Here is a 23,239-nt window from a genome sequence, read left to right as displayed (position 1 = left end):
AGGGCAGGTTTATAGGGTACCATTTTGGAGTTTTGGTGCCCTATATTTCCTGAGGGGCAATTTATAGGGTATCATTTTCGCTTTTTGATGCCCTATATTTCCGGAGTACCGGTTTACAGGGTACCATTTTCGCTTTTTGATGCCCTATATTTCCGGAGTACCGGTTTACAGGGTACCATTTTCGCTTTTCGATACCCTATATTCCTGGAGTGCAATTTTATAGGGCACCATTTTCTTCACGTAATCAATGAACAGCTTGTAAAGAATACAGTCGGATTTTAAAATAAGGGTTATAACATCGGCTGATACTTCTTTACTGCCCGCGAAAGTTTATAAAGAAAGTAAGGGGACTACTACAATGAATTATCTGCTTATAGGCGCAGGAGGAGTCGCCGGCAGCCTCCTCAGATACGGGCTCGGACTGCTTACTCACACCTGGTACACCGGGGGCTTCCCGCTAGGCACGCTTCTTGCCAATCTGATTGGCTGTTTTGTCCTCGGATGGTTTACAAACAGCATCGTCAAACTGAAAGTCTTTCATCCCCATATTCTCGCGGGTCTTGGCACCGGACTTGTGGGCTCTTTTACTACCTTTTCCACCTTCAGCGTTGAAACGGTGCTGCTGATGAAAGACGGCATGTTTGCACTGGCCATTTTATATGTGCTGCTCAGCCTTTTCGGGGGTCTTTTCCTCGCGTGGTACGGATACTCACTGGGACGCTCTTTTAAAAGGAAGGGAGAGTCCGCGCTATGAACATGCTGCTGATTGCTGCAGGCGGATTTCTCGGTGCTATAGCCCGCTTTCTTTTAAGCTCCTGGATGAACAATAAAAGCAAAACAGGCTTTCCAATCGGCACATTGACTGTCAATCTTGCCGGCTCCTTTCTCCTCGGCCTGATGACAGGATACGGGCTGTCGGAAGGACTCTATTCTCTTTTTGGCATCGGATTTATGGGAGCATTCACGACATTTTCCACGTTCAAGCTCGAGAACATTCAGCTCAGAGAAAAAGAAAATCACCGTGTACTCATCACCTACCTTTTCATCAGCTATACAGGAGGAATTTTATCAGCCTTTGCCGGCATTATGATTGGTATGAGCTAAAGGCAAGAAAGGCATCCTACCTACTGGAGGGATGTATAATGGATAAAGATCTGCAGCTATTAAAAGACGTGACGGATCCGGAAGGTCCTTCGGGATTTGAAGCGAGAATTCACAAGGTCCTTGAAGAAAAAATCAAGGTATTCACCCCTGATTTAGTCAAAGACAAACTTGGAAGCATCACTGGGGTTTCCGGCAAAAAAGGACCTAAGATTCTGATTGCCGGACATATGGATGAAGTCGGGCTTATGGTGAAAGCGATAACCAAGGACGGGTTCCTGAAGTTTCAGACACTCGGGGGCTGGTGGGGCCATGTCATGCTTGCACAGCGAGTGAAAGTCATGACAAAAAAAGGAGATCTGACAGGGGTCATCGGTTCAAAAGCGCCGCATGTTCTGTCGATTGAAGAGCGGAAAAACGTTCTTGAGACCAAAAATATGTTTATTGATATTGGCGCATCAAGCAAGGAAGAAGCGGAAAGCTTCGGCGTTCAGGTCGGCGATCCCATTGCGACAATCTGCCCGTTTGAAGTGTTTCCAAACCAAAAGCTCCTGCTTGCCCGCAACTGGGATAACCGCGCAGGGTGTTATGTGGCGCTGAAAACCCTTGAAAAAGCGGCTGCGGACAAAAAGCATCCAAATATTTTATATGCCGGGGCCACCGTACAGGAAGAAGTAGGGCTCAGAGGCGCTCAAACACTCGTCAATACAGTAAAGCCTGATATCTCTTTCGCTCTTGATGTCGGTGTTGCAGGAGACACACCGGGGATGAAAGATGAAGGGCATACAGAGCTAGGAAAAGGACCGCTGATCGGCTTTTTTGATGCAAGTATGATCCCCCATCTGAAGCTAAGAAACTTTGTGACAGACATTGCAGGTAAACACGGCATCCCTTATCAAGTCGATATTATGCCGGGAGGCGGAACCGACGGCGGGAAATTCCATCTCGGATATGAAGGTGTTCCTACTCTGGTTGTAAGTGTTCCCGCGAGATATATCCACAGTCATGTATCCGTTGTTCACAGAGATGACCTCGACCATGCCGCCGAGCTGCTTTATCAGGTGATTAAACAGCTGGATGAAAAAACAGTCAGACAGCTGACTGAAATTGATGGGAATCTGCATTAAAAAAAGAGAGCCGCGGCTCTCTTTTTACAATTTCCCGCTCCGTCTTTCCAAAAACACCACATCTCTCCATACGCCATTCATCTTTCCGATTTTCTCCCTGACACCGATTCGTCTGAATCCGGCCTTTTCATGCAGCTTTAAGCTTGATGTATTTTCAGGGAAGATTCCAGCCTGCAGAGTCCAAAAGCCTTGCTGCTCACTTAGTTCAATGATCGCACGCAGCAGAGCTGTTCCGATTCCCTTTCCTTTATAGGCACTGGCTATGTAGATGCTCACATCTGCCACCCCTGCATAAACACATCTTCCTGATACCGGACTCAATGCCGCCCAACCATAGACTGTTCCGCCATGTTCAGCAACAAGCCGGCATTCTTTAGAATGGCTGCCGTCCCATTTTTCCCATTCAGGTGCTTCCGTTTCAAAAGTGGCGTTGCCGGTCGAGATGCCTTCGAGATAAATTTCTTTTACCTGATTCCAGTCGCGTTCGGTTAAATGGCTGATTTGAAAGTCCACTTAAATGCACCTCTTGTTTTCTATCAACTTTACCACATACCATTAATGCTGAAAGAAAAAAAGCCTCATTTCTGAGACTTCTTTCCAATCAGCAGCAGTCGCTGCCTCCAATTAAGACAAAACCGGCTCCATTTTCTGCTTCTTCCTTATCAAGAGACACACCGTCCACCGCAGCGGACACTTTAGGGTCGATGGCAACCTTTATGCCGTTCACTTCCTGGATAAGGTCTGTATCTGCAGGCGCATCCAAAGATAAGCCAATCTGCGGCCCGCAGCAGCCCGATCCTGCATCATAGACTCTGATATTTTCCGCATTTCTTTCTGTAAAAATAGTCTCGAGCAATTGTTTAGCACTGTCTGTAATCTTCATCTTCTCCGTCTCCCCCTCAGTCTTTATGCGTTCGGAAACAAGCGTTTTAACGTTTCTTTCATCTCAGGCTTTACGTTGATTTTCGGGCGCGCTTCCTTCGCCATTGCTTCTGCTTCTTCTATTGTTTTTGCCTGACCAAGAGCAAGGAGCGTGCCAATTGCAACGGTACCTGTTCGGTTGCTGCCGCCGGCACAATGAAAATACACTTTCTCCCCTTCATTATAGGCTTTTACAACATGATCAATGGATGATTTTACAGACTCATCCTGCTTATCAGCATCATCAACAATCGGGCTGTGAATGCGATTGTATTCAGGAGCATCATCAGGCGCTTCTGCCCTTAAGTCGAAAATAACGTCTGCTTTTTCATTCTCGGCAGCATGCTTTGCATCATCTGCGCCTCCAATAAAAATACGGTTCTTAATTAGTTCATGATAGTTTTTTTGTGTCATTGTGCATTCCGCCTTTATCATATTAGTTGTATTGTTTCACTTGAGAGTCAGAAAATCTTTTAGTTTTTCATAGCCGAATTTCTCTTCTTTCATCCAAGGGATAATGGCTGTATGAGAAGAAAAATCTGCAGTAACTCTTTTTATCCACTCTATTTCTGATTGAGCTCTTCCGTTTAAGACAGGATCTTTTGTATGTGCTGCATATAAACTTTGATTAATGACCCACCATTGCGGCGTGATTTTTGCCCGTTTCAAATCTGCCTGAAGCCTGCCTGCTTCAATGACAGGCGTTGCTTCTGCAAGAGTGACAATGACAACGCCGGTTTCACTTGGATTTTTAAGTCTTGGGAGCAGTTTTTTAACACTTTCAGGTATATCTCCCGATGAACGGCTCATTTCTCTATGGTAAGCCTCGGCAGAATCAAGCAGAAGCAGAGTGTGCCCTGTCGGAGCAGTGTCAATAACGATAATCTCCTGTTCTGACCGGTGGACAAGCTCTGCAAATGCTCTGAACACGGCGATTTCTTCCGTACAGGGAGAGTCAAGATCCTCCTTCAGGTAGGCAATTCCCTCTTCATCCAGCTCACTTCCTGTTTTCAAAAGTACCTCACGTTTGTACTTTTCGACTTCTTCTCCGGGGTGGATCCTGCTGATTGACAGGTTTTCAGTGCCCTTGCTTTGCTTAAACATATACTCTAAATGTGCCGCTGGATCAGTTGTTGTCAAATGCACTCTGTGACCCTTATCAGCCAGCCCTACAGCGATAGCAGAAGCCACTGTCGTTTTGCCTACTCCCCCTTTGCCCATTGCAAAGATGACCCTTGTTCCTTTTTGTGAAAAATCTTCAACGACCTCATTCAAGCCCGGTAAAGACAAGGAGTCTAGTCCATGATCCTTCGCCTCTGAAACAGGAAGCGTATACTGATTAAATAACCACCGGAGGTTTTGAACTCCTGTCAAAGAATAGGAAACATAAGGCAGGGAGTATGTAACGGCCTGTCTTAAAACATCAGGCATCTCCTGCAGAGCACGGCGCTGTCTTAGATAAAATGCGGCGGATACCTCATCGTCCGGCAAATACGTTTGGAGCAGTCCGTTAATGAGGAGCATTTGATTTTGAATGCCGATTTCTTTTAGCTCAAGTGAAGCACGGCCCGCTTCATGCAGTGACGAAGCATCCGGGCGGGAAACAAGTATTAGTGTTGTCCGGCTGGAATCGGATAATTCCTTAACCGTTTTTGAGTACACCTCTTTTTTATCCCCAAGACCGGAAAGAGGTCCAAGACACGATGCCCCGTGAGTGCTTTCTTCCAGGAAACCGCTCCATGCAGATGGGAGCTGCAGCAGCCTTAATGTATGTCCTGTTGGTGCCGTATCAAAAATGATGTGATCGTAAGAATCAGCAGCCGCTGCATTGCCAAGCAGTTTGGTGAATTCGTCAAATGCAGCAATTTCAACGGTGCATGCTCCTGATAGTTGCTCTTCCATAGAAGCAATCACACTGTCAGGGAGCTGTCCGCGATATGGCCCTACAACCTGTTCACGGTAAGCTGAAGCTGCTTCTTCCGGGTCGAGGTTGCATGCATACAGACCTTCGACAGAAGAGACGGGGGCAATCTGATTGGTCAACTCCATATCAAGGACATCCTGCAGATTGGATGCAGGGTCTGTGCTGACCAATAATACCTTTTTCCCCTGATCAGCAAGCGAAACGGCGGTCGCACATGCAGTGGAGGTCTTGCCGACTCCGCCTTTCCCGGTAAAGAATAAATATGGGGTCTTAATGCCGTTTTTCGGATTATATGGCTGATACACTTGCATTCACCTGTCTTTCCTCTTACAGTTGATTGAGATTAATGGACAGTCTTGTTTTAGGTTTTTGTGTTAGCTCATTCTGACTGACGCTGAACCATTCCGCCAGTTCTTCATTCGAAGGATATTCCCTCTCTTTTGCTACTTCACCATCGACAAGAGTAACCGGCAGAACATCAGGGCCTTTTTCATGTAGCAGCTGATTAACGGCCTGGCTAGCCGTGAATGCTCCCGGATCATTTGCAAGGTTGTACCTTGTAACTTTGTATCCCTTCTGGCTTAACGAATAAACAGCTGAAGCCACACGAGTTAATTCAGGATCCACACTTGGTCCGCAAACCCCTGTCGAACAGCACATGGCCGGGTCAAAAATTTGAACATTCATACTTACAGCCTCCTTTATTAAAATATAATCATTTACTTATGTCATAAATAAAAGGAAAGCCGGGAGATTTCCTCACGGCTTTTCATTTGTTTTATTCACCAGTCTTAGCAAAACGCTCGATGCGCTCGCCGATTTCATCACGAACACGCTGGAAGAATGCCCATTTCTCTTCATCTGTTCCTTCTGCTTTAGCAGGGTCGTCAAATCCCCAGTGAACGCGTTTAATGTGAGGAGGCGTTACAGGGCAATTGTCTGCTGCATGCCCGCATAGAGTGACAATCAGATCAGCATTGTTAAGGATTTCAGGATCAATGACATCTGAAGTTTGATTAGAAATATCGACTCCTGCTTCTTTCATCGCCTTTACAGCGTTAGGATTTAGTCCGTGCGCTTCAAGTCCTGCGCTTTTTACGATCCAGTCCTCACCAAGATGTTTCTTTGCCCAGCCTTCAGCCATTTGGCTTCTGCATGAATTTCCAGTACATAAGAAGTAAATTGTTTTTTTAGACATAGGTGCAGTCTCCTTTTAAGTAAGTATTTAGATTGTATGTTAAATAATAAGCAGCCACAGATAAAGTCCGACAAGTGTGATAAACAATGTTGGAATGGTTAAAATGATTCCTGTTTTGAAATAGGTGCCCCAGGATATTTTAACTCCTTTTAAGCTCAATACATGGAGCCATAAAAGGGTTGCAAGGGATCCGATCGGGGTGATTTTAGGTCCTAAATCAGAACCAATCACATTGGCATAGATCAATGCTTCTCTAAGTGTTCCTGTCGTATTTGTGTCAGCAATGGCCAATGCATCAATCATGACCGTAGGCATGTTGTTCATGACAGAAGACAGGATGGCTGCAATAAAGCCCATTGAAATGGTTGCGGCAAACAGACCCTGATCAGCGGCTGCCTGAATGACATCAGCAAGAACGGCTGTTAATCCTGCATTCCGGAGTCCGTACACTACGACATACATCCCGATCGAAAAGAATACAATCGCCCACGGAGCTCCTTTTAATACCTTTTTCGTATGCACGGCCGGGCTTCTTCTGGCCATGGACAAGAAGAAAATGGCGACAACACCTGCAACAATGGATACAGGGATATGAAGGAACTCGCTGATAAAGTATCCGATAAGCAGAATACCGAGTACGAACCAGGAAAGACGGAACATTTTCTCGTCTTTAATGGCAGCTTTAGGTGTTTTTAAATCCGCCAGGTCATAATTTCCCGGGATGCTTTTGCGGAAGTACAAGTACAGGACAAGAATACTCGCTCCTAAAGCAAAGAAGTTCGGCACAATCATCCGCGAAGCGTATTCGATAAAGCCAATATTAAAATAGTCGGCGGACACAATGTTTACCAGGTTGCTTACAACCAGCGGCAGCGATGTCGTATCTGCAATAAATCCGCTCGCCATGATGAACGGAAACACCATTTTTTCACTGAAATTCAAGTTCCGCACCATTGCAAGGACAATAGGCGTCAGGATGAGCGCTGCGCCGTCGTTTGCAAAGAACGCCGCCACAAGTGCTCCCAAAATCGATACATAAACAAACATCCGGAGGCCGTTCCCCCGCGCTGCTCTGGCCATATGAAGGGCAGACCATTCAAAAAATCCAATCTCATCTAAAATCAGAGAAATGATGATAATTGCAATAAATGCCAAAGTTGCATTCCAGACAATCGATGTAACGTCAATAACGTCACCAAAATCAACTACTCCAACCAACAAGGCAGCTAAAGCTCCTCCGCAGGCTGACCACCCTATGGAAAGATTTTTCGGCTGCCAGATCACCAAGATGAGAGTTAAAAGAAAAATACTGGATGCTAAAAGTACTGAAGTCAATCTTTCTTCCCCTCTCTATTCACATGATATACGAAGACCCTGTGTTTCTAAATCTGCCAATAAGTTATTTTGCTCCGGCAGGTGTTGCAGTAAACCTTTCAGAAAAGGATAAACGTCATTTTCTTTATTTATAGAATAAAAAATCCATTGTCCCTTTCGGTTTTCCTTCACTAGACCGGCATCGCGGAGCTTTCTCAAATGCTGGCTGATTGCGGGCTGGCTAGTTTTAAAAATAGCCGTAAATTCACAGACGCAGCATTCATTCGTCTCAAGCAGCTTCATCATGGTAAGACGCGTTCTGTCTCCGAGAAGCTTAAGCACTTGAGAAACCCGTTCGATTTCTATCGTAGAAGAGACTTCCATTTTGCCGACACCTCCATGTCGAAAACTATTATATAATAAAAGACTTATATAATAAAGAGCTTATGTGTAAAAAGTTTGTAAATGAAAAATTCCACTCCAATAAAAATAGGCCTGGATAGTTTCCAAGCCAAGTCAAAGGGCCGATTCAGACTTGCCGGCCAATACTGATTTCTTTTCAGCATGGAGAAGAATCCAAAGCAGGCCCAATAGAGAAAAGATGACAGCGCCTCCCCAAAACAGATAAGAAAATCCATTCTTAAGGCCGATAATCATATAGCCAAGAAAAGGCCCCAGCGCGGCTCCTGCATCCTGTACAACTGAGTAAAAAGTAAGGAACGTCAGGGCTCCGGTGTGTTTGGCTGCGTCTATCGCAAGAGTATCGGATAAAGTTGTAACAGCTGTCGCACACAGAAGAACTGCAACGGCAGCAACAATCCAGACTTCAGCAGGCAGGTTATATGATATAAGGGAAAACGACAGCGAGCTAAAGAACAAAGACCCTATGAACAAAGGATTCCTGACTGATTTCTGATCAGACCACCTGCCGATTTTCTTCGCCAGCAACGGCTCCCACATCCATCTTGCAGACTGGAGCAATCCGGATAAAAAAGTGACGCTGATGATTAGTCCCGCCAGAGAAATTTCTTTTCCAAAATGATGATTGATAAGAGAGCTCAAGGTGGCTGTAAGAACTCCCTGAATGAGAAGCGTGATGAAAAAACCGCTGACGATGATCAAAAGCTTTTGCCTATATTCAAAGGAAAAAGAAGAGATATGCTGAATCTTTTTTTCTTTTTCCACCTGTTTTTTCTCAGAAAAACCGAGCAAAATGAGGGGGATACCAATTAATGTGATGAATCCGAACACAATAGAAACCGCTGTTAATCCGAAGTATGGAACGAGCAGGCCGCCGATAAGCATTCCAGCCAGACTGCCCAGACGGTAAATGCCGTTGTATGAGCCCATAGCTTCTCCCCTGCGGCTTTCATCCGAATACAGCGCAACAGCGGACAGTCCACCGATCCTGAAGAACGACCAGGCAATTCCCCACAAGCTTCTGAGGATAATCCAGGCAATGAATCCTTTAAAGAGCCCATACCCAAGCGTAGTAAGTCCACCAATACACACAGCGATAAGCAAGCCGGTTTTCAGCGGTATTCGTTTGTACAGCCAGCCCACAGCAGGTCCGACAGGCAGACGAATGAACCGGTTAATAGAAAGCAGAATGCCAACCTGCCAGATGGAGTCCAGTCCCGCTTCTTTCCAGAAAATCGGAAGAGCAATATACAGCATGGAATCTCCCAGCAGGCTTAGCGCTGTAATGACAGCTGTAAGTGTGATGATGTTGTGATTTTTGGTCGTGCGGGGTTTTTTCGCCATGCTGCCACCTCTTTACTTCTTTTTCAGCTGATCAAAAGCGAGCAGAAACTGCTGATAGCTTTCTTTTCCCAAATACGTTTCCTGCGACTGAAACAGACGTTGAAAGGTCTTGTCAAAAGCCTCTTCATCCGTGCATCCAAATGCATTTATCATCAAATTCATATAAGCAATAAAATACTCTTTCCGCAGTGCTCCTGCATGATTGATGACCATTCCCATCACTCCGCCTTTCAGTTTAAGAACAGCAGGATTCTGTCTTGCTGCTTTTTGAAAAACTCACGCTGCACACCCCTGTTTCAGGAAGGTCAAGTTCCACTTTTTCTGCCGCAGCAAAGTCTCCGCACAGGTGTGCAACTACTGAACGGACCTGCTCATACCCTGTTGCCATTAAAAAGGTTGGAGCACGCCCATAGCTTTTTGCACCTACCATATAAAAATTCTTCTCCGGCTGGCGCAATTCCTTTTCACCGTGCGGCCGGACGGTACCGCAGCTGTGCACGTTGGGATCGATTAACGGGGATAAAGCGGATACGCTTTCTGTTGCAGAATCAATGGATATCCGCAGCTCGCTGATGATGCTGGAGTCCGGTCTGCTTCCCGCATTAACTATGATTTCGTCAAAGCCTGAAAGCTGCTTTGTTTCTCCAGATTGAGTTCCAATCAGTTCAATTCCATTATCCGACTTTTTCATAGATTGGATGAAAAACGGTGTTTGGACTTCTATCACTCCGGCATCGACAAGCTGATGAACCCTGCTTCCCAAAGCCCCCCTTGCAGCAAGCGCGTCCTTCTCTTCTCCGCCGTATGCATCTACCGCGTTCTGCTTGCGCATCACCCAGACAATGTCCGTTTCAGGGTGTAATTCCTTAAGTTCTGCCAGTTCAAGCAGCGCATTGACTGCAGAATGCCCTCCGCCGATCACAGCTGTCCGCTTCTTTGCATAACGCTCCTTTTCTTTTCCGGCAATATCAGGGATTCCGTAATAGATTTGACCGCTCAATGCTTTTTCTCCGCTGAGCCAGATGCCGCTTGAAGCAGCAGGATTTGGATTTCCCCATGTTCCAGCGGCATCAATGACTGCCTTTGCTTCGAAAATTTGAAGGTCTCCTTCTTTTTCTGCATAGATGACAAACGGAACTTTTTCCCTTCCCGCGGATTTCATCTTATCGATCTCTTTTTTCCCGACTGATAGAACCTTTGTTTTCGTGTGGATAAAAGGATTTATTTCAGGAAGATTCGACAGAGGCGCCAGATAGTGATCAACAAGCTCTTTTCCATAAGGCAGTGCATCCAGTTCAGGCTCCTGCCAGTTATGCTTCTTAAGCAGTGCGGCCGCAGCTTTATCAATGTTATAACGCCACGGTGAAAATAATCTCACATGACCCCAGGACAATACGTTTGCCCCCGCCTCCCCTGCTTCCAGCAGGAAAAAGGCTTCTCCCCGTTCAGCCAAATGTGCAGCAGCTGCAAGGCCGACTGGCCCTCCTCCTATGATGGCAACCGGCAATTTCTTTTCCTTGGGCGCTTTTTCCGTGGCATTGCAGCATGTGTTCACTTTTACATCAAGTTTCATTTAAAACCCTCCATAACCATTTTTATTAATACTTGCATATTGCAAGTATTAAACTGAAGAAATCACCCCAAAGGAGTGGTGCAGCATACACTGGACTTCGCCATTGCTTCATTTAACAGCTTAATCGAGCGGATAACCGTTTCTTTTTCAAACTCATTCATGTGCGAAAAAACCTCGTTCAAATAGGCATTCATCTGATGATCAATCGTTGTTGCCACATACTTTCCCTCTGTTGTCAGTGACAGGATATGAACTCTGCGGTCATCAGGGTGAGGGGTTTTTTTCAGCAAATTCAGCTTTACCAATGACTGGACCTGTCTACTGAAAGTTGTTATATCCGTGCCAAGCACTTCTGCCGCTTCCTGCATAGACGGGCGGGTCATCTTTTCCACTTCATAAAGGATATGGCTTTGTATTAAAGAAATATCAATTCCTCCTGCTGTACAGCAGTTCTTGTTCAACAGTCCGAAACGGCGGGTCATGATTTGAAACAACTCACGCGGGTTTTCCATTTTTTCTCACCTCATACCTTATTTATACGCTTATTACTTGTAAAATGCAAGTGTTTTTTAAAAAAATAAACTGGCCTGCCAGACAATTAGTCTTTTCGGCCAGTCCCTGCACTTATAAATACTTCCTGTGAATCGCCTTCCCGTCATACGTGAACAGCACCGGCTTGCCTTCGAGCACGGACTCCATATGAACCGCGCGGCCCCAAAGCTGGTGAATGTACGGCAGCACTTTTTCCAGGTATTTAAGGTCAAGTTCAATGTCTTCAAACCAGTGCTTCAAGTACAGCTCATTGTTTTTGAGATAATCGCCGTCATTCACCGTAATATACGGGAATCCTCCGTTTACTCTCATATTGATCAGCTGATCGCGGACATGCTCCCATTCTTTGTCGACAACCTTGTAATCTCTCCCCTGCTTCTGGAAAAGATACATATCTTCACGGGTGACGAGGTCCTTCGTTAAATAGTTCCGGATAAAGGAAAGATCTGATTCGACCTCGCGCACCTCAAACATTTTCTCCCGGCCGGAGTTCGGTTCTGCTCCACGTCTGATCATTTCCTTTGTCGGGTTATTGTACCGTTCCTCAATGTCTTCAAAGATTTTGAGACCGAGGTAATAAGGGTTGATTCCGGTCTTGGACGGCTGGACAACGCCAGCGTTGAGCTTGGCATACTCAATGGATTCTTCTGTGGAAAGATCAAGCTCTCTCAAGATACGCTGATGCCAAAAGGATGCCCAGCCTTCGTTCATGATTTTCGTTTCAAGCTGCGGCCAAAAATAAAGCATCTCTTCGCGCATCATCGTCAGAATATCACGCTGCCAGTCTTCGAGGTCACGGCTGTACTCCTCAATAAAGAGAAGAATATCCTTTTCAGGCGCTGGAGGGAATTTTTTCTTTTTCTTCGCCCGCTCAGGCTTAGGTTTGTCCTTTTGATCCAGCCCCCAAAGATCATCATAAGGTGATGCTTTTTTCACATCCTCTTCCTCTATATCCTCCATCGTCCAGGACAGCTTTGGACGCATAAGCGAAGGATCGATGTGCTCCTGAATCGCAAGCACCGCATCAAGAAATGTTTCAACCTCGGCTCTGCCATGCTCGATTTCATACTGTTTGATTCTGTCGGCCGTAGCAGCCATGCTCTCAACCATATCACGCTTTGTATTTTGGAATCGGCTGTTGTTTTTGAAAAAATCGCAGTGGGCCAGAACGTGCGCCACGATCAGTTTATTTTGAATGAGCGAATTCGTATCCAGCAAAAACGCATAGCAGGGATCCGAGTTGATGACAAGCTCGTAAATCTTGCTCAGCCCCAGATCATAGTGAAGTTTCATCTTGAAAAATTGCTTCCCAAAGCTCCAATGTGAAAAACGGGTCGGCATTCCATAAGCGCCAAATGTATAAATAATATCAGCAGGACAAATTTCGTACCGCATCGGATAATAATCGAGCCCAAATCCATCCGCAATTTCCGTAATCTCCGCAATCGCATATTCCAGTGATTTCCGGTAGGCTTCGTTCACACGTTTTCCCCCTATCTCGTCTTTAAGACAATGTATGAGCGGGAAGGGAAAAACATGAACAGACATTGCGTTCCGGTCCTTTTTCTTAGGGCGAATCGATGTTTTTTGTTGAAAAGGTAATGATTCGCTCCTTTCCTTGCCCTACGATTCACACCTTTGCTTACCCACCCCAACCGTTTTCTCCGTCTACCTGGGTACGATTCGCACCTTTGCTTACCCATCCCAACCGTTTTTTCAGTCTAGCTGGGTACGATTCACACCTTTGCTTACCCACCCCAACCGTTTTTTCGCTCTACCTGGGTACGATTCCCTCCTTTGCTTACCCACCCCAACCGTTTTTTCCGTCTACCTGGGTACGATTCACACCTTTGCTTACCCACCCCAACCGTTTTTTCGGTCTAGCTGGGTATGATTCGCTCCTTTCCTTCCCCTCGAGAACCGTTTTTCGTTCTGGCAGGGTAAGAAGAACTCCGGGAATCTAAAAAAGAGCCCACAAAAAAACATGAACCCCAAAGGATTCATGTTTTCTCATTAATGTTCAGTTTTAACAACCATTTCCCGCTTCAATGACCGCTTCTGCCAGATCATTGTCATCACCAGTGTGACAACGAGGAAGACGAGTCCGAGAACAAAGGGATACAGAATCTGGACATCATACAGCATGCCTGCAATCGTCGGCCCAAGCACGTTTCCAATACTCATATAGGCATTGTTCATCCCCATTGCAAAGCCCTGTTCGTTTCCGGCCATTTTAGAAATCAGGGTGTTGAGCACGGGGCGCAGGATCGAAGTTGCAAGGAAGATAAGCAGCGTAATTCCGAAGAACAAGACATAGCTCGTTGCAAACAGTGAAAGCAGGAATCCTGCAGCTGCAACCGCAAGGAAAATATTGAGCACAATTCCTTCACCGAAGCGTCTGACAACACGGTCTACAACAAACAGCTGGACAATGACACTGATAATCCCGGTTGATGTAATCATCAGCGCAATCTCCTGCGGCGTCGCGCCAAACTGATTGTCAACAAACAGGCCAAGCACAGATTCATACGCCATGAGGCCAAAGCTCATGACAAGCGTAATGATAAGAGGCACAAAGTAAGGCATTTTCACCGAGCGCACCATTTTACGCGCCATGGATTCATTGTCCTGAGGCATCATGGCAGCTGTCGTCATTTTTGATTCACTGTCTTCAAGCAGCACAATCGAGAAGATAACGGCTCCCAACGAAACAATCACAGAAATCAGAAACGGCATTTTCAGCCCGAAATCCGCAAGAAATCCTCCGATGCCGGGTCCGATGACAATCCCGAGAGACATTGCAGCAGAAACAAAGCTGTTCCCTTTTGCACGCTGGTCCATCGTCGTGATGTCCGCCACATAGGCAAAAATGGCAGGAACAAGCAGAGCCGCACCGATTCCGCCGATCACACGGGAAGCATAAAGCCACCAGATCGAATCAACGGCGTAAAAAACGAACATGGATAACGTCAATCCTGCCAGCCCGTAAATAATCATTTTTCTTCTTCCGTACTGATCTGCCCATTTCCCAGCTATCGGGGAAAAAATGAGCTGAGCGCCGGCAAAGATGGCAATCATCAATCCTGCGGCAGTTCCGCCCTGATTGATTGATTCAAGATACGCAGGCAGGATCGGAATAATAATCCCAAAGCTGCCGATGGCAATAAACATGTTGACCATCAAAATAAACATTTTCTTTTTTTGTTCTGCAGACAAAATGACAGCCCCGCTTTCTATAGTTAACGAATGTTGTAAGCATTATTTCAGCAAATACTTAACTATGTTAAATTGTTTGCTGCCCCATTGTCAATGGAAAGCACCCCCGCCTCGTACTGTTTTGCATCACAGAAAAAACCGGGAGAAAATCTGGTTGACTTTCTCCCGGTTTACTATCAACATTTTGATGTCATTTTAAACAATTGACGAATTTAGGAGACTGTTTCAGGAAGACTCTTCATATCAACAGCAGGCCCAAAAAACTCAGAATGGATCTGCTCTTCTTTGATGCCGAGCTCAGCAAGCATGTCGATGACGCACTTCATAAATCCGACCGGACCGCAAACATAAAAATCTCCATTTTTCGTTTGAAGCATTTTCTCCAGATCCTTCTTCTCGATCTGTCCTTCTCTAAAGAAGTTCCGTTCTGTGCAGTCTTCGTTCAGCGGATTGCTGTAAATGGTGTAGACACTGCTGTTTGGCATGTTTGAGCAGAGAGCCGCCACTGTAGATTTAAAGGCATGTGTTCCGCTGTTCTGCGTGGCATGAATAAAGGTCATTTCACGGTCACGCTGTTTTGCAGCAAGTGACGCAAGCATGCTCATAAAAGGTGTTACGCCGACTCCACCGCTGATAAGGGTTACAGGAGTTTCAGCCTCTTCGTTAAGTATAAACTCGCCTGCCGGAGCGCTGATTTCAAGCGTATCTCCAGCTTGAATGTGACTGTGAAGGTAGTTTGATACTTTTCCTGATTCCAGTCCTTTTTCTTCGCGCTTGACCGAAATTCTGAGATAAGGCATTTCAGGTCCTCCTGAAAGGCTGTACTGCCTGTTCATCGTATACGTTTCTCCAGGTATTTGTAGTCTTACGGTACAATATTGACCCGGTTTAAATTGTGGTTTTATCGCCTTATTTTCAAGGTAGAAAGATGTAACTGCATCGCTTTCTTTTTCGATCCGTGTAACGGTAAACGGCTGGAAGCCTTCCCATATAGCTTTGCTGTAGAGATTTTTTTCTGCATTGATAAAGACGCCGGCAATCACGCCGTACGCTTCGCCCCATGCTTCAAGAATTTCAGGTGTGGCTGCATCTCCCAAAACTTCTTTTATCGCTCCGAGCAAATATTCTCCAACGATTGGATAATGTTCTTCTTTTACCCCAAGACTGCGGTGCTTGTGGGCAATTTGTTCAACTGCCGGCAAAATCATGTGCAGCTGGTGAATATGCAGAGCCGCTGCATAGACGGTGTTTGCAAGCGCCGTCTGCTGCCGGCCCTTTTTTTGATTCGCATGGTTAAAGATATTCAATAGTTCCGGATAATCCTTGAATAAATTGCTGTAAAAACGTGTTGTAATGTCTACCCCTTTTTCTTTTAAAACAGGCACAGTAGATTGAATAATTTCAATGGTTTTTTGAGTAAGCATAAGAGATGCTCCCCTTTTCAATTAAAGTGGTATTTCAAATACATCTTTATCGTACTCCCGCTTCCCATTTAAAGCAATATCTAAAATACATCTTTAACGGATCTGTCACAAATGAGCCTTTCTTTTATATAAAGGACAGACTGTTGTGGTAAGATAAACGTACTTCTTGCAGTGGGGCGATGAGACATGAGGCTGACCAACTACACAGATTACTCTCTGAGGGTGCTGATTTATCTTGCCTCTAAAGAAAAGGGAGAACTGTCCAATATAAAAGAAATAGCTGAAGCATATCGCATTTCGAAAAATCATCTGATGAAGGTCACATACGAGCTTGGAAAAATGAAGGTGATTGAGACAGTCAGAGGGCGCGGCGGCGGCATCCGTCTGGCATTAAGTCCAGAAGAGATAAACATTGGCGCAATTGTCAGACAGACAGAGGATGACTTTAATCTTGTGGAATGCTTTGATCCGGAGCGCAATATGTGCGCCATTTCACCCGCATGCAAGCTGAAGGGTGTCCTGCATAAAGCTTTAAGAGCATACCTTGAAGTCCTTGACGGCTATACACTTGCTGACCTCGTTCAAAATAAATCGATGCTTTCAGAATTGCTGAAGCAATGAAAACTGCCTATGGGCGGTTTTTTCTTTTGTCCAAAAATAGTTCCCATTTTGTTACATAATAATTGAAATGCAAATATACTGGTATTATCTGCTTTATTTCAGAGGAGGAATGCTTTTGAAAACCAAACAAATTTTGCTGCTGATCTTGTTTGCTGTCATTATGATTGCCTTTCCGTCTGCACCCGAAGCATCCAAAACCGGAAGTAAGACCGTTGTTGAAACCATTGCCTCTAAAGCACTAAAAAAGGATGACCGCCCGCATCACCACAAACTCACCTACAAACTTTATTTGCCTGAAGGATACGATAAAAAACGGAAAGCCGGCTATCCCGTCATCTACCTATTGCACGGCAGCGGAGGAAATGAACACAGCTGGGATGATTTTTTTGGAACGCTTGACAGAATGATTGCGGAAAAAGAAATTGAACCTGTCATCGCCGTCGTCCCTTCTTCCGGAAATTCCTACTGGGTAAATTCAAAAAAGTACGGAGATTATGAGAGCGCTATCATTAAAGATCTCATTCCCCATATTGATAAAAAGTACAATACAGAAAGAAGCCGCAGCGGAAGGTTTATTTCAGGCTATTCCATGGGCGGATACGGTGCTCTACGGTACTCACTCATGTATCCAGATTTATTTTCAGGAGCCACTCTTCTGAGCCCCGCTATTCAAAATGGAGAACCTCCGGTTACATCAGGGGCTGTGACAAGGGGCAGTTTTGGTGAACCGTTTGATCTCTCTGAATGGCATGCACTCAATTATCCTGCAGCCATCCGCCACTACATCAGCCAGCCGCACCGGGTTCCGATGTACATCGTTTCAGGAGATGACGACTGGAATCATCTGAGTGAAAAAGAGGACCTGCCTCCTGATGCGCATAAATACAATGTGGAGGTTCAGGCTGTGCAGCTTTATCAGGAGCTTCACAGAAAAAACCTGTTCGGTCTTGATTTTCCAAAGTGGGAGGATGTTCCATCAAGCCCGGCCGAGCTCAGAATTGTAAACGGCGGGCATGGGCTGGATGTATGGCTGAAAGGGTTTGAAGAAGGTATCAAGTACATGTTCGGCAAGCCGGAAGGCACTGAATTCTCGCCTGTCTACCGTCCGGATGATTATATAAGCTCAAAAAATGGAGCCGTTCAGAGCCGCACGTTTCACTCTGACAGCTTATCAAAAGATCTGTCCTATGTTGTGTACACCCCGGAAGAATACAGAAAAGACCCGACTAAACGCTATCCCGTTCTCTATCTGCTTCACGGGTCATATGGAAATGAAAAAAGCTGGGATTCATTCTGGCCGATTTTAGACAAAATGATTGAAGAGAAAAAAATCGAACCTGTTATTGCCGCAGCCCCTGTAACAGGAAACAGCTACTGGGTGAACTCTGAAAAATACGGAGCTGTGGAAACAGCCGTTACCCAGGATCTGATGGAGGAAATGGATTCACAGTTTCGGACGATTGCAGATCGGAGCGGACGCGGGCTTGTCGGCTATTCGATGGGCGGATACGGAGCCCTGCGTTATTCACTTGTATACCCCAATCTGTTTGGAGCTGCTGCCTTGCTGAGTCCGGCCATACAGTCAGATGAAGCGCCAAGCACATCAGGGGCAGTTGAGCGCGGTTCATTCGGAGAGCCCTTTAATGCGGATCGCTGGGAACAGCTGAATTATCCTCAGGCGCTCGAAGCATATGGGAACCAGCCGCACGAAGTACCCCTTTTTATCATCGCGGGAGATGATGACTGGAACCATTTAAGTGAAAAAGAAGACCTTCCCCCTGACGCCTGGAGATACAACATGGAAGTTCAGGCCGTCACGTCCTATGAACGGATTCACAGATCCAATGTTTTTAAAAGATCTTTTGAAAAGTGGAGCCCTGTACCCGGAAGCCCGGCAGAACTTAGAATTGTAAACGGAGGGCACGGTATGTCCGTCTGGGCGGCGGGCTTTGAGCAGGGGCTGATGTATATGTTTGAAAATGGATTGTCTGCACGTTAAGGTATTGTTCAAAAAAAAGAACTGCGTCCACCGGGCGCAGTTCTTTTTGGTGTAAAGAATGATGGAACATATTAGAGAGAAGGATGGAGATAGTGAGAGATAAGATTTTAATAATGAAGATATCCATGAAAGAGGCAGCGGGAAAATGGTTATGTACGCTTGGCATCCGCCAAGCTTTTTTACTTTTACACAGCAGAAACCGTATGATCAGCTTGTTTTCCTTCCATCGATTCATACAAGCGCTTTACCCTCATTGCGATATCATCGCAAAGCTCCTGGTAGTGGGCAAACTCCTCCTCCTCGCTGTCAAATGCGTAAAGGGAAAGGTTTGGAAGGTTCCATGAAAGCACGTTCTCTGTTTCCCCGTCTACAGGGGGCGTTTTCTCCTGTTTGTAATCGTACATTTGAACAACGATATCCGCTTTATTTAACAGGCCAAGGTCAATTTTCTCAGAGTCAGAGTCTTCCATGGACATGTTCACTTCTTTCATTGCTTTCACACAGACAGGATCGACTTGAGTTTTGGCAAGGCCGGCACTTTTAATTTGCCATTTACTGGAGAACAATTTCTTTGCCCAGGCTTCTGCTATTAAGCTCCTGCATGAGTTGAAATAGGACAGAAAGTAAATGGTAGGTTGTCTCATCGCTGTACCTCTTTCTATGAGTTTGTATTATTCTTTACCCGCTCTTAACAAGAATTACACGTTTATTTACAACCATTTACTGTTAATCTTAAGGAATTTTGGAAAATACCACTGCTGTCCTACCTGCCAATTCGGGAAAATCGCTTTTGATGGCTAGCCAGGTCACTTTCCAAAATGGGTGTCAGCGTCTTAAAGGCCGTTTGGGCAAGCTGTTTAAAGGAACGCTTATTGACGGCATCAAGTTCCTCCTTGAGCTCTTCCGGTATAGATGCCGCTCCGCAGAGTGCTCCTGCAATGGCTCCTCCCATGCTTGCGATGGAATCAGCGTCATGCCCGTAATTCACACCGCCAATGATGGTCTTCATTGTGTCGCCGCCTGCAATGGAAAAAAGAGCGAGAGCAACTGGCAGCTCTTCAATGGCATGGATCCGGCTTGGAATGTTCGCATTTCCTTTTCCCTGCTTTTTCCGGTCTGAAAAGGATTTTACGGTATCAAAAGGTTCCATCGCTGTCCGTATATCTTCACGTGCCGATAAAACATCAAGGTGTCCCGCTGCCGCGTCAAGAACAGCTTCTATCGCAAGCTTTGTTCCATCTTTGGCAAGATCTCTAGCTGCAGCGAGAATGCTCTGCACGCTTGCATCCATGCTCATCGCTTCTGCAATGGCCGCTGCCATGACTCCCGCAGCTTCCCTGCCGTAGCTTGTCTGATGGGCACCTGCAAGGTCAATCGCTTCCCGGTAGGCACGCTCCGGATCACCCGCATTCATGATGCCTACCGGACTCATGTACATCGCCGCCCCGCAGTTCACCATGTTGCCTTGTCCAGCTTCACGCGGATCTACGTTTGCAAGCCTGTGTCTCAGGAATAAATACTGCTCCGGGTAATAAAGACGGGTAATGACAGGTGCCTCTTTTTTCAGCTCAGGAATGTAGACCTTGTGCTCTGCAATTTCTTCTACAAGACATTCAGCAATGTCATAGGCTGTCAGATGTCTCTGCTTTTTTTCATATACCCTGAGAAGCGCTTCTACCATCAGCGTATCATCCGTAATATGGCCATTGCCCTTTTCAAGAGGCCGCATGTTTCCAGGCTCCTTCCAGGCATTGCTTGCAGGTTCCCGGAAGGTTGTCACAACTCCGAATTTCTCTCTGATGACCGCCGGAACAAGCCCTTCAGTAGGTGATCCCATCGCATCTCCGACAGCCCCGCCGTAAATGGCGCCTTCGATTTTATCAAGCAGCTTTGCCTTCATATCCTTTCCCTCCTTCTACAGCTCTTTACACGCAACATTCGAAAGCAGCGCCTCGCCTTTTCCAAGCACAGAAAAACCGAACATGCCGGATGCAAAGCGGCTGTCTTCTGCAGAAAAAATCTTTTCATCATTAATGGAAAAGCAAATCTGACTGCCTGTGCATGTGACCTCGAATCTGTATGTTTCGGTATGACTCCATTCATAAGGAACTTCCACCAATTTCTTCACTCCAAAATCAATTAGATGCAGGGACACCTTGTTATGGCCGTCAAACCCCGCCCTGTAATGGCGGTATACACCTTCCGCTCTGGCAATCATCATGTGACAGCCGCCGCTGACCGGCTCCACGTCTGCTGAAACCGTATAATCCCGAGCATAATAGTTCCCCGTAAACGAGGAACATTCTTCATCAGACGAGCATTTCATTTTGCCGTTCTCAAGGACTGCTTTGCCTTTATGATGGGCAAAAGGCATAACGGACTGAAACTCCATTGCCTGTTTTCTGAAATCAATTGTGTAATCAGCCTTTCCGCTGACTTCAAATTCATCAAGATAGAGTTTTCCAAACGCCCTTTCAAGCAGATGAGAAGGGCTTTCTATCATAAATCCGGCTTCATCAATAACCGCACCGTGTGTATCAGGAACGATAAATGAAATCTCATTCCAGGCCCCATTGACGAGTTTGACCGGCTGCAGCTTCAGATTCTCTTCCGTAAACGTATTTCTGACATAAGGCGTCAAAACCACATCTTCCCCCTGCCATTTATCTGAAAACACCTTCATACTGATAGTCTGGCCGCTGCAGATTTTAGGAGAAAAAGCAGGCTTATATTTTTCGTCATTGAACTCTTTTCTGCGGTGGAACGGCTTGTAAAATACTTTTCCTGCCTCTCCTTCAATCATCCGGTCAATGAAGATCTCAAGTGAACCCTTTGTCATACAGCCGATATCAGGGCAGTGCCTGAGAAAAAGCTTAAAGGGAAAATCCGTTTGAAAACCGTGAGTCGATCCAGGAAGGACAAAATCGAAATAGAGATTTTCTTTTTTATAGCTTTTCACGAGCATGTCCGGCGCTTCTTCCCCAGCCAGTCTGCAGCCAAGCAGCGCAAGCTCTTTTGCAAAAGAAGGAATGTCCATGATGTTCAAATAGCCCGAGACACTGGACAGGACGATAGAGTCGTTGATTGGTTTTCGGTAATAATCAGGAATGCTGCGGGTTCCGTAGAGGACGCCTGCTATGGTTCCGATTTTTCCGGCATTACAGTCTGTATCCCACCCGCACATCGTGGCAATCTCAATGGTTCTTGCAAAGGAACCCTCTCCGTAGAGCATGGCAAGGATGCACACTCCCGCATTGGGGATAATATGGCACACTCCGGGGTATTTGTCATAGCCCCAGTTCACCTCAAGAAAATCTCTGCATGCCCGGAAATCACCCGGATGTTCCCAATGAAAATCCAGGACTTCGCCTGCAATTTTAGCGTACGTGCTGTCCTCTGGAATTGTCTTTAATGCTCTGGCAATCACTTCCTGAATGTCTGAAGCATCGAATGCCGCCGCTATGCAGGCCGCGATGAACCTGGCCCCGTAAATACCGTTTTTATCATGTGATACACTCGCTGCTTTTGCTGCATAATCGGCCGCTTTTTCCGGATTTCCGGGGAAAAGCAGTCCCCACGTATCTACAAAAATCTGCCCGCCGATTTGTTCGGCCAGCGTGAGGCCGTTTTTTTCTGCTGAACCGGAATACGGAGGCTGAATGCCTTTTTCAAGATTCAGATACGCCGTATGCTCCGTGCTGATACCTTCACCGCCCCACCAGAACATTCCGATGCCGCTGCGGGTATAATTCAGCCATGCACGGCCAACATCTTCAGCCGTCAGTTCCCGGTCCTTCGCGTCATCATAAAGGGCCCTTATAAAAAAAGCCGGCCCGTTCGCATCATCGTCTGCTGAAAAGACTTTATACTCTTTTAAATAGCCGTTTATCTCACCGTACACATCATGTATCCGTTCATATGTCCACTCAAGCGGCTCAACCGGCGCCCCGAGTCTTATTCCCGCATTCATGCCGAGAAACCCTGCATATACCCGCTCCAGATAATCTTCAGGAATCAACATGCATTCCCCTTCCCCTGTTTTCTGTACAAGCTATTCTTTCTACCATACGTTTGGGGAGAGGCAATCATTCTTACTTTTTTGCAGGAAAAAGTTTGATAGAGAAAGATTGCAGGGAGCTTTTTGAACGTGCTCCTAATAAAAAAGAGACTCTGCGAAGAATCTCTTTGAATCATAAAAATTAACACTGTTTTAGCATTGGTACCCGTTCCATTGCGCTCCAGTCACTTGCTTTCCGCGGGGAGCCCTGGGAGCCTCCTCGCTGCGCTTGCGGGGTCTCCCGTGCCCTCTTCATCCCATAGAAAAGCGGAAGCGCCCGTTTTGCTCCGGCAGTCAGATAAGAAATCACACGAAAAGTCCGGGTTTGACTTTTTGGGGGATTTTGTTCTGACAGAGGAGTTGGGCGCTGCAGCTGGACAAGAAGTCAAGCGCCTTCCGCTTCATTCCACTGAGTTCTGAGGATCTATACTAAATTAGCAGCGAATAT

At 46.0% G+C, this 23,239-nt stretch carries 23 protein-coding genes; 5 read left to right on the top strand and 18 right to left on the bottom strand.

Going from position 1 to position 23,239, the window contains the following annotated elements; genetic code table 11:
- Positions 1-358: 358 nt before the first annotated feature.
- From crcB (AZ46_RS19850) to AZ46_RS19840, 3 genes are read left to right on the top strand one after another with little or no spacing between them, the layout of a single operon-like run.
- Positions 359-754 (top strand): fluoride efflux transporter CrcB, encoded by a 396-nt coding sequence (gene crcB, locus AZ46_RS19850; protein ID WP_029283470.1) that lies wholly within the window; start codon positions 359-361, stop codon positions 752-754.
- Positions 751-1,104 (top strand): fluoride efflux transporter CrcB, encoded by a 354-nt coding sequence (gene crcB, locus AZ46_RS19845; protein ID WP_029283468.1) that lies wholly within the window; start codon positions 751-753, stop codon positions 1,102-1,104. The genes crcB (AZ46_RS19850) and crcB (AZ46_RS19845) overlap by 4 nt, the downstream gene beginning before the upstream one ends.
- 38 nt (positions 1,105-1,142) lie before the next feature.
- On the top strand, positions 1,143-2,228 hold the full coding sequence (locus AZ46_RS19840) for a M42 family metallopeptidase (RefSeq protein ID WP_029283467.1): 1,086 nt from the start codon (positions 1,143-1,145) through the stop codon (positions 2,226-2,228).
- A gap of 24 nt (positions 2,229-2,252) precedes the next feature.
- On the opposite strand, the gene AZ46_RS19835 is transcribed toward AZ46_RS19840, so the two are convergent.
- From AZ46_RS19835 to hmpA, 15 genes are all read right to left on the bottom strand, one after another.
- On the bottom strand, positions 2,253-2,741 hold the full coding sequence (locus tag AZ46_RS19835; protein ID WP_029283465.1) for a GNAT family N-acetyltransferase: 489 nt from the start codon (positions 2,739-2,741) through the stop codon (positions 2,253-2,255).
- 88 nt (positions 2,742-2,829) lie between these two features.
- Positions 2,830-3,111: a HesB/IscA family protein gene (locus AZ46_RS19830; RefSeq protein WP_029283462.1), complete on the bottom strand. Its 282-nt coding sequence runs from the start codon at positions 3,109-3,111 to the stop codon at positions 2,830-2,832.
- Between the two features lie 23 nt (positions 3,112-3,134).
- Entirely contained in the window at positions 3,135-3,563 is a 429-nt protein-coding gene (locus tag AZ46_RS19825) for a protein-tyrosine phosphatase family protein (RefSeq protein ID WP_029283460.1), read from the bottom strand.
- Positions 3,564-3,599: 36 nt separating this feature from the next.
- Positions 3,600-5,378, bottom strand: a complete 1,779-nt coding sequence (arsA, locus tag AZ46_RS19820) for an arsenical pump-driving ATPase (RefSeq protein ID WP_029283458.1) — start codon at positions 5,376-5,378, stop codon at positions 3,600-3,602.
- A gap of 22 nt (positions 5,379-5,400) precedes the next feature.
- Entirely contained in the window at positions 5,401-5,760 is a 360-nt protein-coding gene (gene arsD, locus AZ46_RS19815; protein ID WP_029283457.1) for an arsenite efflux transporter metallochaperone ArsD, read from the bottom strand.
- A gap of 91 nt (positions 5,761-5,851) precedes the next feature.
- A complete protein-coding gene (gene arsC, locus AZ46_RS19810) occupies positions 5,852-6,271 on the bottom strand; it encodes an arsenate reductase (thioredoxin) (RefSeq protein ID WP_029283455.1) in 420 nt (139 codons plus the stop codon).
- Between the two features lie 39 nt (positions 6,272-6,310).
- Positions 6,311-7,606 carry an arsenical efflux pump membrane protein ArsB gene (locus AZ46_RS19805; protein WP_029283453.1) on the bottom strand — a complete coding sequence of 432 codons (1,296 nt, stop codon included), beginning with the start codon at positions 7,604-7,606 and terminating at the stop codon, positions 6,311-6,313.
- A gap of 15 nt (positions 7,607-7,621) precedes the next feature.
- A complete protein-coding gene (locus tag AZ46_RS19800) occupies positions 7,622-7,969 on the bottom strand; it encodes an ArsR/SmtB family transcription factor (RefSeq protein WP_029283451.1) in 348 nt (115 codons plus the stop codon).
- A 132-nt stretch (positions 7,970-8,101) separates the two neighbouring features.
- Complete coding sequence (locus tag AZ46_RS19795; protein WP_051865791.1) at positions 8,102-9,349, bottom strand: MFS transporter; 1,248 nt, start codon at positions 9,347-9,349, stop codon at positions 8,102-8,104.
- Between the two features lie 12 nt (positions 9,350-9,361).
- On the bottom strand, positions 9,362-9,562 hold the full coding sequence (locus AZ46_RS19790; RefSeq protein WP_029283447.1) for a hypothetical protein: 201 nt from the start codon (positions 9,560-9,562) through the stop codon (positions 9,362-9,364).
- A 22-nt stretch (positions 9,563-9,584) separates the two neighbouring features.
- Positions 9,585-10,922, bottom strand: coding sequence for an FAD-dependent oxidoreductase (locus AZ46_RS19785; RefSeq protein WP_051865789.1), 1,338 nt, complete (start codon positions 10,920-10,922; stop codon positions 9,585-9,587).
- A 62-nt stretch (positions 10,923-10,984) separates the two neighbouring features.
- Positions 10,985-11,434, bottom strand: a complete 450-nt coding sequence (locus tag AZ46_RS19780; protein WP_029283443.1) for a MarR family winged helix-turn-helix transcriptional regulator — start codon at positions 11,432-11,434, stop codon at positions 10,985-10,987.
- Positions 11,435-11,546: 112 nt separating this feature from the next.
- A complete protein-coding gene (locus tag AZ46_RS19775) occupies positions 11,547-12,956 on the bottom strand; it encodes a SpoVR family protein (protein WP_029283442.1) in 1,410 nt (469 codons plus the stop codon).
- 531 nt (positions 12,957-13,487) lie between these two features.
- On the bottom strand, positions 13,488-14,690 hold the full coding sequence (locus AZ46_RS19770; protein WP_029283440.1) for an MFS transporter: 1,203 nt from the start codon (positions 14,688-14,690) through the stop codon (positions 13,488-13,490).
- Positions 14,691-14,902: 212 nt separating this feature from the next.
- Positions 14,903-16,114, bottom strand: coding sequence for an NO-inducible flavohemoprotein (hmpA, locus tag AZ46_RS19765; RefSeq protein WP_029283438.1), 1,212 nt, complete (start codon positions 16,112-16,114; stop codon positions 14,903-14,905).
- A 186-nt stretch (positions 16,115-16,300) separates the two neighbouring features.
- Between hmpA and AZ46_RS19760 the strand changes: the two genes are divergently transcribed.
- A complete protein-coding gene (locus tag AZ46_RS19760) occupies positions 16,301-16,735 on the top strand; it encodes an Rrf2 family transcriptional regulator (protein ID WP_029283436.1) in 435 nt (144 codons plus the stop codon).
- 115 nt (positions 16,736-16,850) lie between these two features.
- Complete coding sequence (locus tag AZ46_RS21110) at positions 16,851-18,734, top strand: alpha/beta hydrolase (protein ID WP_051865786.1); 1,884 nt, start codon at positions 16,851-16,853, stop codon at positions 18,732-18,734.
- 185 nt (positions 18,735-18,919) lie between these two features.
- On the opposite strand, the gene AZ46_RS19745 is transcribed toward AZ46_RS21110, so the two are convergent.
- The 3 genes from AZ46_RS19745 to AZ46_RS19735 form a co-directional block, all read right to left on the bottom strand.
- Positions 18,920-19,378: an arsenate reductase/protein-tyrosine-phosphatase family protein gene (locus AZ46_RS19745; RefSeq protein ID WP_051827411.1), complete on the bottom strand. Its 459-nt coding sequence runs from the start codon at positions 19,376-19,378 to the stop codon at positions 18,920-18,922.
- A 119-nt stretch (positions 19,379-19,497) separates the two neighbouring features.
- Positions 19,498-20,634, bottom strand: coding sequence for an ADP-ribosylglycohydrolase family protein (locus AZ46_RS19740; RefSeq protein WP_029283432.1), 1,137 nt, complete (start codon positions 20,632-20,634; stop codon positions 19,498-19,500).
- 15 nt (positions 20,635-20,649) lie between these two features.
- Positions 20,650-22,755, bottom strand: a complete 2,106-nt coding sequence (locus AZ46_RS19735; protein ID WP_029283430.1) for an ADP-ribosylglycohydrolase family protein — start codon at positions 22,753-22,755, stop codon at positions 20,650-20,652.
- Between the last annotated feature and the right edge of the window lie 484 nt (positions 22,756-23,239).

Source organism: Metabacillus indicus LMG 22858, assembly GCF_000708755.2.
GTDB classification, from domain to species: Bacteria; Bacillota; Bacilli; order Bacillales; family Bacillaceae; genus Bacillus_P; species Bacillus_P indicus.
This window is presented reverse-complemented; position numbering and strand designations above follow the sequence as displayed.

What these genes read in the sequence shown, in the direction of transcription:
- hmpA (WP_029283438.1), bottom strand. Translation starts at nt 16,114, where the DNA reads ATGCTTACTCAAAAAACCATTGAAATTATTCAATCTACTGTGCCTGTT.
- crcB (WP_029283468.1), top strand. Translation starts at nt 751, where the DNA reads ATGAACATGCTGCTGATTGCTGCAGGCGGATTTCTCGGTGCTATAGCC.
- arsD (WP_029283457.1), bottom strand. Translation starts at nt 5,760, where the DNA reads ATGAATGTTCAAATTTTTGACCCGGCCATGTGCTGTTCGACAGGGGTT.
- AZ46_RS19830 (WP_029283462.1), bottom strand. Translation starts at nt 3,111, where the DNA reads ATGAAGATTACAGACAGTGCTAAACAATTGCTCGAGACTATTTTTACA.
- AZ46_RS19780 (WP_029283443.1), bottom strand. Translation starts at nt 11,434, where the DNA reads ATGGAAAACCCGCGTGAGTTGTTTCAAATCATGACCCGCCGTTTCGGA.
- AZ46_RS19785 (WP_051865789.1), bottom strand. Translation starts at nt 10,922, where the DNA reads ATGAAACTTGATGTAAAAGTGAACACATGCTGCAATGCCACGGAAAAA.
- AZ46_RS19800 (WP_029283451.1), bottom strand. Translation starts at nt 7,969, where the DNA reads ATGGAAGTCTCTTCTACGATAGAAATCGAACGGGTTTCTCAAGTGCTT.
- AZ46_RS19790 (WP_029283447.1), bottom strand. Translation starts at nt 9,562, where the DNA reads ATGGTCATCAATCATGCAGGAGCACTGCGGAAAGAGTATTTTATTGCT.
- AZ46_RS19825 (WP_029283460.1), bottom strand. Translation starts at nt 3,563, where the DNA reads ATGACACAAAAAAACTATCATGAACTAATTAAGAACCGTATTTTTATT.
- AZ46_RS19740 (WP_029283432.1), bottom strand. Translation starts at nt 20,634, where the DNA reads ATGAAGGCAAAGCTGCTTGATAAAATCGAAGGCGCCATTTACGGCGGG.
- AZ46_RS19795 (WP_051865791.1), bottom strand. Translation starts at nt 9,349, where the DNA reads ATGGCGAAAAAACCCCGCACGACCAAAAATCACAACATCATCACACTT.
- AZ46_RS19760 (WP_029283436.1), top strand. Translation starts at nt 16,301, where the DNA reads ATGAGGCTGACCAACTACACAGATTACTCTCTGAGGGTGCTGATTTAT.
- crcB (WP_029283470.1), top strand. Translation starts at nt 359, where the DNA reads ATGAATTATCTGCTTATAGGCGCAGGAGGAGTCGCCGGCAGCCTCCTC.
- AZ46_RS19745 (WP_051827411.1), bottom strand. Translation starts at nt 19,378, where the DNA reads ATGAGACAACCTACCATTTACTTTCTGTCCTATTTCAACTCATGCAGG.
- arsC (WP_029283455.1), bottom strand. Translation starts at nt 6,271, where the DNA reads ATGTCTAAAAAAACAATTTACTTCTTATGTACTGGAAATTCATGCAGA.
- AZ46_RS19735 (WP_029283430.1), bottom strand. Translation starts at nt 22,755, where the DNA reads ATGTTGATTCCTGAAGATTATCTGGAGCGGGTATATGCAGGGTTTCTC.
- AZ46_RS19840 (WP_029283467.1), top strand. Translation starts at nt 1,143, where the DNA reads ATGGATAAAGATCTGCAGCTATTAAAAGACGTGACGGATCCGGAAGGT.